Origin of the sequence: Halomonas sp. MES3-P3E (assembly GCF_002836035.1) — a bacterium.
GTDB lineage: Bacteria > Pseudomonadota > Gammaproteobacteria > Pseudomonadales > Halomonadaceae > Vreelandella > Vreelandella arctica.
In genome coordinates, this window is sequence record NZ_PJBT01000015.1 from 42,528 (window position 1) to 55,798 (window position 13,271).

General features: G+C 51.4%; 9 protein-coding genes and 1 pseudogene. 4 read left to right on the forward strand and 6 right to left on the reverse strand.

The genetic code is table 11. The features are described from left to right. Window positions 1-91: 91 nt before the first annotated feature. The 6 genes from CXF87_RS04460 to CXF87_RS04485 form a co-directional block, all read right to left on the reverse strand. On the reverse strand, window positions 92-661 hold the full coding sequence (locus CXF87_RS04460) for a DJ-1/PfpI family protein (RefSeq protein WP_008957362.1): 570 nt from the start codon (window positions 659-661) through the stop codon (window positions 92-94). Between the two features lie 115 nt (window positions 662-776). Next, window positions 777-2,876, reverse strand: coding sequence for a methyl-accepting chemotaxis protein (locus tag CXF87_RS04465; protein ID WP_101145648.1), 2,100 nt, complete (start codon window positions 2,874-2,876; stop codon window positions 777-779). A gap of 60 nt (window positions 2,877-2,936) precedes the next feature. After that, window positions 2,937-4,082, reverse strand: a complete 1,146-nt coding sequence (locus tag CXF87_RS04470; RefSeq protein WP_232774646.1) for an ABC transporter substrate-binding protein — start codon at window positions 4,080-4,082, stop codon at window positions 2,937-2,939. A 325-nt stretch (window positions 4,083-4,407) separates the two neighbouring features. Then, window positions 4,408-5,022, reverse strand: a complete 615-nt coding sequence (locus tag CXF87_RS04475) for a flavin reductase family protein (protein WP_008957365.1) — start codon at window positions 5,020-5,022, stop codon at window positions 4,408-4,410. 73 nt (window positions 5,023-5,095) lie between these two features. Next, window positions 5,096-7,063 carry an aconitate hydratase gene (locus tag CXF87_RS04480; protein WP_101145650.1) on the reverse strand — a complete coding sequence of 656 codons (1,968 nt, stop codon included), beginning with the start codon at window positions 7,061-7,063 and terminating at the stop codon, window positions 5,096-5,098. 89 nt (window positions 7,064-7,152) lie between these two features. Further along, on the reverse strand, window positions 7,153-7,845 hold the full coding sequence (locus CXF87_RS04485) for a GntR family transcriptional regulator (RefSeq protein ID WP_101145651.1): 693 nt from the start codon (window positions 7,843-7,845) through the stop codon (window positions 7,153-7,155). Between the two features lie 218 nt (window positions 7,846-8,063). Here CXF87_RS04485 and CXF87_RS04490 point away from each other — a divergent pair, with 218 nt between their 5' ends. From CXF87_RS04490 to CXF87_RS04505, 4 genes and pseudogenes are all read left to right on the forward strand, one after another. Next, window positions 8,064-9,014 (forward strand): LysR family transcriptional regulator, encoded by a 951-nt coding sequence (locus CXF87_RS04490; protein ID WP_101145652.1) that lies wholly within the window; start codon window positions 8,064-8,066, stop codon window positions 9,012-9,014. Between the two features lie 184 nt (window positions 9,015-9,198). Next, on the forward strand, window positions 9,199-10,185 hold the full coding sequence (locus CXF87_RS04495; RefSeq protein WP_101145653.1) for a TAXI family TRAP transporter solute-binding subunit: 987 nt from the start codon (window positions 9,199-9,201) through the stop codon (window positions 10,183-10,185). Window positions 10,186-10,308: 123 nt separating this feature from the next. After that, window positions 10,309-12,261 carry a TRAP transporter permease gene (locus CXF87_RS04500; RefSeq protein ID WP_101145654.1) on the forward strand — a complete coding sequence of 651 codons (1,953 nt, stop codon included), beginning with the start codon at window positions 10,309-10,311 and terminating at the stop codon, window positions 12,259-12,261. Next, window positions 12,258-13,204 (forward strand): annotated as a pseudogene (locus CXF87_RS04505) (D-2-hydroxyacid dehydrogenase family protein). The gene CXF87_RS04500 and the pseudogene CXF87_RS04505 overlap by 4 nt, the downstream one beginning before the upstream one ends. Window positions 13,205-13,271: the final 67 nt, after the last annotated feature.

Genomic DNA, 13,271 nt, shown 5'->3' on the forward strand with positions numbered 1-13,271 from the left:
ACGTGTGTTCAAACTACAAGCATAGCGGGGAAAAACATAGCGCGCCCAGCCGGGGCTGGGCGCAAAGGTAATTATGATAGTGCGGCTAGCTTTACTTATTTAACAGTGCCATAAATTGCGCCAGCCATGCCGGGTGGGCAGGCCACGCGGGAGCGGTGACCAGGTTGCCATCGGTCACCGCATCCGTCACTTCCAAATTGGCGAAGTGACCACCAGCAAGTTCTACCTCCGGCTGGCAGGCCGGGTAAGCGGAGCACTGCCGGCCCTCAAGCACTTTTGCAGCAGCCAATAGCTGCGCACCATGGCAGATGGCCGCCACGGGCTTGTTGGTCTCAAAAAAGTGCTGAACCATCGTCAGGACTTCCTTGTTGAGACGAAGATATTCCGGTGCGCGGCCACCCGGTACAACCAGGGCATCGTAATCGGCAGGGTTAGTGCTGGCGAAATCAGCATTCAGTGCGAAGCGGTGCCCAGGCTTTTCAGAATAGGTTTGATCACCTTCAAAGTCATGAATCGCGGTTGCCACAGTATCGCCCGAGGCTTTACCAGGGCAGACAGCATCTACCTGGTGGCCGACGGCCATAAGTGCTTGAAACGGCACCATGGTTTCATAGTCTTCAGTGAAATCGCCGGTGATCATTAAAATACGCTTGCTGCTCATCTCAGTACTCCTTTTACCTATTTATCTTATGGTTATTGATCGAGTGTGTGAGCACACGCGAGGCGTGTGAGATGAGACTAGCAAGCGCTTTCCACCAGCAGGTAGTAATTGCTTACTACGTTGTAATTTCTTCCTTCTGTGGGAGTGACAGATGACGCTGTCCTGCCGTATCGCTTACCCGAAAGCGCCCTACCAGTGAATGCATATCACCGGCACGATCATCCAGTGTATGACTGGCTGTCGTGGCTTCTTGTACCAAGCGGGCATTTTGGTGCGTCACCTGATCCAATTGCGAAATCGCTTGGTTGATCTGGTCAATGCCTGCCGACTGTTCGTGGGTCGCCCCAGCGATCTCGGTAACATAGCGCGTCACCTCACCCAGGCTATCAATGATCTCCTGAAGGTGCTTACTGGATGCGTTGACGAGTTGCTCGCCCTCGCTAACCTTAGCGACACTATCATCTACTAAATGACGAATTTGGGCCGCCTCTTCAGCGCTGCGTCCCGCTAACTTACGCACTTCCTGAGCCACCACAGCAAACCCGCGCCCCTGCTCGCCAGCCCGGGCGGCTTCCACGGAGGCATTTAACGCCAACAAGTTGGTTTGAAAGGCAATATCGTCGATGGCTTTAATAATAGAGGTGATTTTTTCGCTCGCCTCACGAATATCGCCCATTGCCGCCGTGGTACGCGTAGACACATCCCCAGCGGCTCGTGCGCGTTGATCAACGTTGCCACTGGCGTCGTTTGCCTGGTCAGCATACTCAGCCGTTTGCTTCACCGTAGCGGTAATCTGCTCAAGACTTGAGGCCGTTTCAGCCAGCGACGCTGCCTGCTGGTCGGTTCGCTGTGAGAGGTTTTCATTGCCTGCCGCAATTTGACGGCTGCTGGTCGCGATGGCTTCGGCGCTTTCACGAATTTGCGCCACCATGCCTTCAAAAGTATCCATCATGCTATTAAACGCTTGAGCCGTCTGGCCCACTTCATCGTTGCGTTTAAGCTCAAGACGCTTGGAAAGATCAGCGTTCTCGCCAGCAGCGCCACTGATGCTTTCCATCTGGCGACGCATTGCCACGAGCGGGCCCAGTACACGCACCATCGTGCGCCAGCCAAAGATAGCAAGCAGCGCAATCACAATCAGTGTGACCATAATCAGTAATGAACGGCCAGCATTGGCTAACGTTTCCGCCTGGGTCGCGGCACTGTCTGCCTGTGCCACGGTATACGCTTCAACGTCGCTTAAAGCCGAACGCATCTGCGCCATGGCTTGGGCAACATTGTTAAGCGCCGCTTGCACTTGTTCATGGTGTGCAAGCTGCTGCAAACGAAGCGTATAGACAGCGTTGTCATCGGACACCATCAGCCCTTGCAGCTCGACAATGACCTCATCAAGGTTATTGATTAGCGCGCGCTGCTCTACTTCGGTACTCGGAGCACTAGCGATTGCCGCCAACGACTGACGGGCAAGCCCGACCTGCTGGGCAATTTCATTGTGACGCAAATTGACCAGCGCATCGGAGCTCTCCAATTGCATCATTTGGCGGCCAAGATCCGATAGCTGCGCTAATGCCATGCGCGCGTTACCGCTTAAGCGTCCTACATCCACTTGCGCGGTAAACATATCGTCAAGTAGCTGGGTAGGCAGCGTAGTCATACCATCTTCACGCCAAGCTTCCACCAACTCAAGCTGGTCACGGTCACTGCGCACCTGGGCTAATGCGGTACGACCAGCAATATCTTCAGCGCTAAGCATCACTTGAGAGACAAGCGTTTGCATAGCACTAATACGTTCCGCCATCTGTGTTTGCAAACTCAGTTCTTCACGGCGAATCGCCTCAAGCGCCGTATCGCCTGCCAGTAACGCCTGATAATGACTATCCAATTCATTCAGGCTTTCACCGTGTTCCACCCCACTCAGCCCTTGGCGGGCGTTATGAAAGCGTTCATCCAACGCGGTTTGTGTGGTGATCTCATCAAGGCCTGCTGCGTTCTCAGCAGCAAGCAGATCCGCATGGCGTTGACCAAACGCGCCCATGGTGAGCACCATGCCCCGGCTGGCATCCTGAAGCGGTAATACCTCACCGGTGATATAGCGCTGCGAGTCGATGAGCCGTTGGTTGGTCGTCCAACCTGTTGCCGCCAACACCACGGCGCCCAGCACCGCTGCTAAGAACAGGCTGATCAACATGGCTCTAATACTTAACGTTTTTTTCATTATCTGTTTTCACTTGTGTCAGGGGTCTTACAGGTAACTTAAGCCTTGATAACGTAACCGTTACGGTAACAGGCTCGCCCACTCCACCGACTCGAAACGGCCGTTTGTGATAATGGTTGGCCATACCGCATCGCTAGCCTGATGATCATTGCGCCCAAGGCTGAGCGGCTCCTCCAGGCCAATATCGATGGCGCCTAGGCCCAGCAAGCCATCCACAATGGCATCACGATCCGGATCGGCGCCAGCCGCTTTAACACCTTCTACAAACACCTTCGCGGCGAGATAACCTTCGAGGGAGATAAAATCAGGCTCGCTATCGCGGGCGTGGGTTTCAAGCGCCTGGCGGTAAGCTTCAACAGCAGGTAGGTCAGCATCCAGGGGCGGCACGACTTGAGTAATGATGACGCCTTCTGATAACTCGCCAAGCTCATCCATTAGCGCTTGGCTGCCCACAAAGGAGACATTCAAAAACACTGTATCGGGTAGATCGTTGTGGGCTTCACGGATAAAGTCTGCCGCGGGCCCGTAGGTGCCCACAATAATGATGGCACGTGGTGTGACTGGCGCTTGCAGAATGGTTGCCAACCCTTGGTGAATATTGCGCGTACCACGGGTAAAACGTCCATGTGCCAGCGCTGCGGTATTTTCAACGCCATGAGAGGTTAACGCCTGTGTCGCACCATTGTAGCCAGCGTCGCCGAAGCTATCGTTTTGGGTAAAAAAGGCAATTTCCTCGGGTAAAATACCCGCTTCCAGCAGCCCATCCACCATCGCGGCGGTTTCCTGCACATAGCTGGCCCGGTAATTGATCACATAGCGGTCGGGCGGTGTTTTGCGCAATACGCCAGCGCCTGTGAACGCGCCATAAAGCAGCGTTTCATACTCGTTATAGATGGGAATGGTAACGGTGGCCGTCGGCGTACCGACGTTGCCTATCGCCGCCAACACGTCATCTTCTTGAATCAGCTGGCGGGTATTGCTGGCAGCTTTAAGTGGTTGGTATTGGTCATCGCGTGCAATCAAGGCTAGCGTTTGGCCATTCACCCCGCCTGCTGCATTAACCTCGGCAAAATAGGTCTCGATACCTTTTTGCATACCCAGCCCTAAAGGCGCAGCGCCACCGCTGGAAGGGGCGACAATCCCAAACGTCAGCTCTGCCTGAGCCAGTGGTGAAACCAGTAGCCCAGCGAATAACGTTATTCTCAACAGCCTCGTTTTAATCATTTGTTTTTTAAAACATTTTTTATTAACAATAGCGTTCCCAGTCGTCGCATTGATCTGCTCCTTGCTAGCTAGATCACTTCTTTACCTTATAAATGGCAAGTTGAAAAACAGACAATGGGAACCATCGCATGCCTCCTACATTACCGATCTGTTACCCATTACTATCGGCAGAAGAATATACGACTAAAGATTAATTATCGTTAACCGCTAAGTAATTATTATTGTCTATTGTGTAACTGAATTGAAACATTGAAGGTATGTAGAAAATATGCTTATGATTCAAAACCTTATAAACATTAAGCAGCTGCTAATCAGGACGCTCTATCGCAAAACGATCGCTAATGCGGATGTAATCGCTGCCCGCTAGGCGACCTACAGGTTTGAGAAGGTCCATATCCACATGGCGACCGTCCCATAGCGCGTCATCAATATGAATAGAAACCACTTGCGCCAGTACTAACGTACCAGCTAAGGGTTGGTCACCGAACCGAATCATATCGAACAGTTTGCAGCCAAACGCTACAGGCGCATTAGCAATCCGCGGAACGCTCACACCCGGCATAGCAGCCTTTTCAAGCCCGGCCAGGGTAAACTCATCCTCTCCTGGCGGCAGGCTGGCACTAGTGGTATTGAGCGCTTCAATTAACGCTTCACTCCCCACATGCACAACGCATTCTGCAACGTCATTTAAATTACGCACCGTATCTTTAAGCTCACCGCTGCCATTAAGCAGTGGTGAAAACGCCAGCACCGGCGGGTTGACACTAGCGACATTGAAGAAGGAAAACGGTGCTAAATTAGTATTTCCCTGCTTATCCTGGGTAGACACCCAGGCAATGGGCCTTGGGCAAACAACGCCGGATAACAAACGGTAAATAACACCGGGGCTTAGGGGGGAATCATCTAACAGATAGTTACTCATTTTTGGCTCGCTCTTAAGTCGCTGAAAGAGCGGCAAGCCTCCAGATGTTGCCGCTTATTCATAATAGTCGGGTTTATACCTGACGCGCTTTAAGGTGATTGATCACGCCACCTACCCGCAACAATTCACGCTGACGCTCACTCACTCCATGATGTAAACGAAGTGTTCCTTTGCCTGCTACTTCCGCTTCCAATGTAGGGCTAGTTGCCACTTGGGCATGAAGGTTTTCTATAATAATAGTATCGCCTTGAGCAAACTTATCCGCATCGCTGTCCTCTATAAACGTTAGTGGTAAAGCGCCAAAGCAGATTAAGTTTTGCCAATGGATTCGCGCAAAGCTTTTTGCTATCACCACCTGCAACCCCAGGTAACGGGGCACCAGGGCGGCGTTTTCACGGCTAGAACCTTGGCCGTAGTTATGACCACCTACAATAATATGCCCTCCTAAATTACGCGAGGCATCAGCACGACGTGCATATTCAGCATCAACGGCTTCAAAGGTGAAAGGAGCGGAAGCGTATATGCTGCTCCAGTAGGGCATCACACGCTGACCCGCAGGCATAATGTCATCGGTGGAAATATTATCTCCCGTGATTAATAATACAGGTATCTCCAAACGATTAGGCAGCGGCTTTAGTGTCGGTAACGCAGGCGTATTATCCGTTTTCTGCAGGGGCTTTAACCGCGCTTGATCAATCGGTAGCGGTGCTGCAAAGACATCCCGATTAACCACCATGGCCTCAGGTTCGTTAATACGCGGGTAGTCCATTTGCATGCTACGTGGGTCACTAATAACTCCAGCCAAAGCCGAAGCTGCGGCCGTTTCAGGACTGCATAGAAATACGCTGTCTTCTCGCGTGCCAGACCGGCCAGGAAAGTTACGTGGAACAGTACGTAAACTATTTCGCCCTACGGCAGGCGCCTGCCCCATTCCAATACAGCCGTTGCAGCCCGCTTGGTGTAAGCGTGCACCGCTAGCCACTAACTCACCTAAATAGCCTTCTTGAATCAAGGTGGAGAGCACTTGGCGCGACGAGGGGTTAATGTCCAGCGATATACCATTTGCCACTGAGTGCCCTTTTACCATGCTCGACACGATGGCAAAGTCACGATAACCAGGATTACCCGACGAACCAATATAGGCTTGGTGCAACGGCTGCCCGACGACTTCACTCACAGGCACGACCTTATCGGGGCTAGAAGGCAGGGCGATAAGCGGCACCAACATTGATAAATCAATCACTTCTTCCACATCGTAATGGCAACCAGGATCTGCTGCTAACGGCTGCCAATCGCCTTCGCGTCCCCGGGCTGACATAAAGCGTCGCGTACTTTCATCACTAGGGAAAACACTTGTCGTGGCACCCATTTCGGTACCCATATTAGCGATCACTAGTCGATCCATTGCCGAAAGCTCATCAAGCCCCGGGCCATAGAATTCAAGAATGCTATTTTTGCCACCCGATACGCCATGACGACGAAGTAGCTCCAAAACCACATCTTTAGCCGACACCCAGTCCGGCAAACTCCCTTCTAGGCGAACACCCCAAATCCGCGGCATGGTGATATAAAGAGGCTCTCCGGCCATTGCCATAGCGACTTCAATACCGCCTGCGCCGATGGCCAGCATTCCCAATGCACCCGCCGAGGTAGTATGGCTGTCGCAACCTACCAGCGACTGACCAGGCACACCAAAATTTTCCATATGCACGGGGTGGCTAATGCCATTACCAGGGCCTGAGTACCAAACACCAAAACGTTCACAGGCACTCTTTAGAAATAGATAGGTCTCGGCATTGAGGTTATCGGCTTGGACAAGACCGTGATCGATATATTGAACGCTCGGCTGAGTATGCACCCTGTCAATGCCCATGGCTTCAAGCTCAAGCATCACTAAAGTGCCAAGCACGTCCTGCAACAACGCTTGGTCGATGCGCAGGGCAATTTCACTGCCAGGAAGCATGTCACCGCTGACCAGATGATCACTGATCAACTTTTGAGCTAAGTTAAGGGGTGTTACAGGGGAGGCTTGAGAAGTCATAGATGAAATCCTAATGTTTTTTATTATCATTAAAGAGAAAGGCGGCTAACCGCATTGTTTTTAAAAGTTATTTTTAATTATTAACATTACTAAATATTTAAGAATTCCTTACTACACTGATGCTCTACTTCAGCTTTAGTGAGGGGCTGTTTTTGGCGCATTTGTGCGGTTCGTGCCGCTAATATATGCGCACGCATAATGGCAGCCGCCCACTCACCATCGCCATGTTGCAAAGCACGAATAATTTCTCGATGGTGCTGCATACTCGTCAACAATTCCTCATAGGTATAGTGGTGGAAACTACGCCGTGAAACGGGTATTTGCACAATCGTTTCTAACAAGCGCTGGAGGCGTGGGCTATCCGCCGCCGCCACCAATTCGGCGTGAAACTGATTGTTAAGTACAGCGATTTCATCCACTGCACTTTCATCATCCTGCTGACAAAGTATTTCCATTTGCTCGGCGAAAAGGCTCAAAGCGGAGAGTTGTGCCTGGCTAATACGTTTCGCGGCTCGCCTAACCACTTGAGGTTCTAACAAGACTCTCAACTCAAACACCTCTTCCACATCATGCTGTGTCCAACCCACTACACGAGCACCATGGTGAGGAATGGCTTCAACCCAGCCATCCGATACCAAACGACGCAATGCTTCGCGAATGGGCGTCCGGCTGTAATCAAGCTCCTCACTAATAGCCGCTTCACGAACATAGCTACCCGCCGCATAGCCACCATTTAGGATGCGTTGTTTGATGATGTGGTAAACACGGTCGGCTGCGGTCATAACAACACTCCAAAACGTTTCAGCGACTTCTTTTAAATCCGTTATTTTGCGCGCTTAAATTTATATTCACGACTAAAGTCGCAGACCTAATTGTGTGCAATTTATTGCATCAAAGACCAATATAAGCCTACATTTATCAAAAATCGAGCATAGTTGCATACAACTTTCTCATAAAGCTTTTCGCTAATAGTAGTCATGTCATACAAATGGAGTCCAAAATGAAACTCGACCCCACGTCTTTAAGGCTATTTGTGCGGGTAGCAGAAATGGGCACCATCACCGGTGCGGCTGATGCTGAGTTCATTGCAACTTCTGCGGTTAGCAAGCGCTTAAGTGAGCTTGAAGCGCATTTCAGTACGCCACTGTTACACCGCAATAACCGAGGCGTAGAGCTAACACCCGCAGGTAACGCGTTGCTGCACTTGTCCCGAGGGGTGCTGCATAACCTGGAAGACTTGGATCTACAGATGCGCGATTACACTAGCGGTGAGCGCGGCATTATTCGCATTTTTGCCAATATGTCCGCCATCACTCAATACTTGCCCGGTGAAACGCAAGCATTCTTTGAAAAACACCCTGATATCGGTGTGCAGCTTGAAGAAAAAGTTAGCCCAGTGATTACCAGGGAAATTATGGCGAACGGTGCAGATATTGGTATATGCGCCAAGCTCCCTCATGGGTATGACTTAGCTGAGCTGCCTTATCACACCGATGAGCTGGTGCTAGTCACGCCGTTAAACCATCCTCTCGCTAATCGTGACGCCATCGATTTTCGCGATAGCCTAGAACACGCCTATGTCGGGCTGCACTCTTCAAGCGCTATCAATCTTCAGCTCTTAAAGGCCGCCAGCTTAGCCAATAGGCCATTAAGACTGCGTATTCAGGTTACTAGCTACGATGCGCTGTGTTTGATGGTGCAGGCAGGATTAGGAATCGGGGTGGTTCCTAGAGGCGCTATCCGTCAATACGTGGGTGGGTTGCAAGTAAGAGTGCTGCCTATTCGAGATGACTGGGCAAAACGCCCACTGTGTATTTACGTAAACAATATTGACCGAATCTCAATGGCAGCCAGGCTTTTTGTAGATCATCTTATTGAATCTTCAAATAATTCCAAGCATCAGCCAGCGGTAGAAAAAAGCGAAAAGGCCTTAAAACCTTTATTAATTTAGCGCTCATCTCATGCCTGCCTTCTCGATTCACGAAAGCAGGCTCATCAATCACCAATACCCAAACTCGGTAACAAAGGGTATCAATAGTATGGAGGTGGTTATGTGACACACCGGTTAAACACAAAAACAAACCGTCCATGAAAATCATGGCAATTAAAGCATCCCAATGCTTGAGGTAATAATAATGAAATCCCTTGTTCAAAAATCACGTCTGCTTATCCCTGCTTCCATTCTGGCATTCGGTACGCTTACCAGCGCCGTTGTGCATGCCCAGGAAGATGCTTTGAATATTGGCGCCGTACCGACAGGTACTGGTTGGTTCTTTGGTATTTCAGAAGGTGCGCGGGTTATTAGCGCTAACACACCTTACGAAATTACCGTACGCGAGACTGGTGGCACCCGTGAAAATGCTATTCGTTTAGGGCGAGACGAACTGGATCTTGCCTTCACTGAAGCTCTAGTGGGATATGAGCAGTACAACGGTATAGGCCGCTTTGAAGACACGCCTAACGAAAACGTACGCTTAGTGTACTGGATTGCGCCTTCCACAATGCACTGGGCAGTACGTCAAGATGCTGAGATCAGTAACTTTGAAGAACTAGCTGGTGAGCGCTTTAATCCCAGCAGCATTGGCGGCGGCGGTGAGTACATCACCGAACTAGTGTTTGATATTCTAGGGGTTGAGCCCGACTTTCAGCGCATGCGCATCGATGATGCGGCAGAAGGCGTGATTGACGGTCGTTTAGTCGGCTTCAGCTATAATGGCATACCGCCTATTCCTGCGTTCACTGAAGTTCACTCATCTCGCCCTCTGCAGCTTCTGTCACTTTCAGAAGAGCAGCTTGATACTGTCACCGCAGAACTTCCCTTCTTATCACCATCCATCATCCCCGCGGACACTTACCGCGGTATGGATGAAGCAACGTCATTAGGTATCTATATGGGCGTGTCAGCCAATAGCACGCTAGATGACGATATTGTTTATGACATCACCCAAGCCTATTGGGAAAATCATGATCAGGTCTCGGCTTCTTTTGCGCCTGCTAAAGGCATGACCCCACAAGACGTCATTGATAATGCCACCTTCCCGATCCACGCGGGTGCGTTGCGCTATTACCAAGAGTTGGGTCTTGAAATTCCTGAAGACGTTATTCCTCCCGAAGCACGCTAATACCTGCTTGCACCCGCAGACGCTTAAACGTCTGCGGGTGTTTCACTGCATGCCTCTCTAACACCTCTTTTTAGACGCGCCTGTAATTGTTGCTACACAGCAAAATGGCGTGGGAGCCATCCGATGGACACCCCAGAAAGCAATAAAATTGTTGAAAAATATTCAGAAGACTCGGGTAAGCGTCAGCTTACGGGTTTCTGGTTTTTAGTGATGCGGCTAATCGCGGTAGCGATGGCGGTGTTCCATCTTTACGCCGCTATCACAGGGGCAGTAAATACCCAAAACGCCATTCACCTGCTGTTTGCTCTTCCCTTGATTTTCTTGGGCTACTCCTGCCGGGCAAAAGACAACCAGCGCTTACCCTGGTTTGATGTCATTCCAGTGGTGCTAGCAGTTGCGGTGAGTGGCTACTACATCATGCAGTTTGACCGCATCATTTATGGGCTTGGTTATCTAATGCCAACCACCTATGACCTGGTATTTGGCTTATTGGCAATTCTGCTTCTCCTTGAAGCCTGCCGCCGCGCCATTGGTCTAGCGTTCCCTATTTTGGTACTTATCGCCCTCTCCTACGCCTATTTTGGTAATCACCTGCCTGGTGTTTGGGGTCATGGGGGATTTGGCTGGGCAGACCTGGTGGCCACATTCTATATGAGTCCGACAGGTATCTACGGCAGCTTGATGCGTACCTCCTCGACGGTGATTGTGGTGTTCATTATGTTTGGCGCGCTACTGGTAACCACGGGCGGTGGCGATACGTTTATGCGCTTATCTAATTCTGTGACGGGCGGTATGGCGGGTGGTCCTGCTAAAGCCGCCACACTATGTAGCGCGCTTTTTGGCAGCATCAGCGGCAGTACCGCCGCCAATGTGGCCACGACGGGCGTGTTCACCATTCCATTGATGAAAAAAAGCGGTTATAGCCCTCGCTTTGCGGCAGCCACGGAAGCCTCAGCTTCGACCGGTGGACAAATTTTGCCGCCTATTATGGGCGCAGCCGCGTTTGTGATGGCCGACGTTATTTCCGTGAGCTATCTGGAAATCATTGGTGCTGCCCTTATTCCTGCGCTGCTTTTCTATCTCGCTATCTGGATGAGCGTTCACTTTGAAGCGAAGCGTCTGGGGCTCAACCCGATACCTAAAGATCAGCGCCCGACGTTACGCGAGGGCCTGTTCAATATTGAAACGCTGCTGCTACCAATTATCGTACTTATCACCATGCTGGTGCTGCGTTACACACCAACCACTGCTGCCGTGGCCGCTTATTTCACCGCGCTGCTGATCTACCTCTTCTCCTGGCGTAGCCCAGGTAGCTTTATGGATCGTTTGAAGTCGATTCCTGCTGCCTTAGAAGCAGGTGCCATGACCGCAGCAATGATCGCCGTTATCATCGGTAGCGTTGCGATTATTGCCTCGGTCATTAGCCTCACCGGTTTAGGCCTGAAAGTCTCATCGGTGATTCTTGTCGTCAGTGGCGGTGATGTACTGGTTACCCTCCTGCTGGCCATGATCGTCGCGATTATTCTAGGCATGGGCCTGCCGACAGTAGCGGCCTATATGCTAGCGGCGTCTGTGGTGGCCGCTGCGTTTATTGAAGCCGGATTACCTAGCCTTTCAGCGCACCTGTTTATTCTCTACTTTGCGATTCTTTCAGGGGTGACACCACCCGTTGCGTTAGCAGCCTATATCGGTGGTGCCATTGCTGGCTCGCACTGGTTCAAAACCGCCCTTACGGCGACGAAAATCTCGCTTGGCGGGTTCTTGATCCCCTTTATGTTTATCTACCACCCTCCACTGTTAGGCAATGGTACTCCGCTTGAAATTGCGCTTGCCGTGGCCTCTGGTGTGGTAGGCATAGTGGCACTCGCAGCATCGACAATCGGCTTCTTCTTACGTCCGTGCAGTTGGCTGGAGCGTGGACTGTTACTTGCGGCAGCGCTGATGCTGATTAACGGCATGGTGATAACCGATGTAGTAGGCATTGCTCTTATCGCGGGACTGTTTGCATGGCAATATCGCTTGAATCGTACTACTGATTCAGGCGCCTCTCTGCCTAGCAAGGAACCGACTCCATGAAGATTGTTATCCCCGATGACACCAGGACTGCGTGCGCCGTTTAGATGCCTTCAAGCAGCTAGAAGGCCACGATGTGACGGTGTATCACGACACATTAACCGACCTAGACGGGCTGAGTGAACGGTTCCAGGACGCCGAGGCGTTAGTGCTGATTCGTGAACGCACGCCTATCACGGCAGCCCTACTGGCGCGCTTGCCCAACCTGAAAGTCATTAGCCAAACGGGTGGCGGTGCAGCGCATGTGAATATGGCGGCTTGTCGCCGCCATGGCGTCACTGTCATGGCGGGCACTGGATCGCCTTATGCAGCGGCAGAATTAACCTGGGGTTTAGTCCTGGCGGCAATGCGTCATATACCGGCAGAAGTTGAGAACCTGAAAGCGGGCCGCTGGCAGTGCACGTTAGGTACCGGCCTTAAAGGACGCACACTAGGCATTTTTGGCTACGGAAAAATCGGCAGCCTAGTGGCACGCTATGGTCAGGCGTTTGAAATGAACGTGTTGGTGTGGGGTCGGGAAGGCACCCGCCAACGCGCCGCTGAAGCCGGGTTAGAAGTAGCCGAAAGCCAAGCTGCGTTGTTTCAGCGCTCAGATGTGCTAAGCCTGCACCTTCGCTTAAACGACGAAACCCGCGGTATCGTCACTGATGAATCACTCGCCCAGATGAAACCTACATCTCTGCTGGTAAATACTAGTCGTTCACAGTTAGTGGTGCCCGGTGCGCTTGAGCAGGCGCTTATAGCTGGGCGCCCTGGTCAGGCAGCGGTGGATGTCTTCGATGCGGAACCGGTCATTGAAAACTCGTTGCTGGCATTGCCTAATTTAGTCGCCACGCCTCACCTTGGCTATGTAGAAAAAGATAGCTATGAGCTCTATTTTGGCGATGCCTTTAGCAACCTGCTGGCTTACATGGATGGTCAACCGATTAACAATTTAGCGGGCTAACGGAGCGCGCTAAGTAGGCTAACCATCCCCGTCTCTGTGCCAATTGTGCTAGCCTTATGGGTTCACA

Coding starts and splice junctions, on each gene's coding strand:
- CXF87_RS04485 (WP_101145651.1), bottom strand. CDS start 7,845: ATGACCGCAGCCGACCGTGTTTACCACATCATCAAACAACGCATCCTA.
- CXF87_RS04495 (WP_101145653.1), top strand. CDS start 9,199: ATGAAATCCCTTGTTCAAAAATCACGTCTGCTTATCCCTGCTTCCATT.
- CXF87_RS04460 (WP_008957362.1), bottom strand. CDS start 661: ATGAGCAGCAAGCGTATTTTAATGATCACCGGCGATTTCACTGAAGAC.
- CXF87_RS04475 (WP_008957365.1), bottom strand. CDS start 5,022: ATGAGTAACTATCTGTTAGATGATTCCCCCCTAAGCCCCGGTGTTATT.
- CXF87_RS04490 (WP_101145652.1), top strand. CDS start 8,064: ATGAAACTCGACCCCACGTCTTTAAGGCTATTTGTGCGGGTAGCAGAA.
- CXF87_RS04500 (WP_101145654.1), top strand. CDS start 10,309: ATGGACACCCCAGAAAGCAATAAAATTGTTGAAAAATATTCAGAAGAC.
- CXF87_RS04465 (WP_101145648.1), bottom strand. CDS start 2,876: ATGAAAAAAACGTTAAGTATTAGAGCCATGTTGATCAGCCTGTTCTTA.
- CXF87_RS04480 (WP_101145650.1), bottom strand. CDS start 7,063: ATGACTTCTCAAGCCTCCCCTGTAACACCCCTTAACTTAGCTCAAAAG.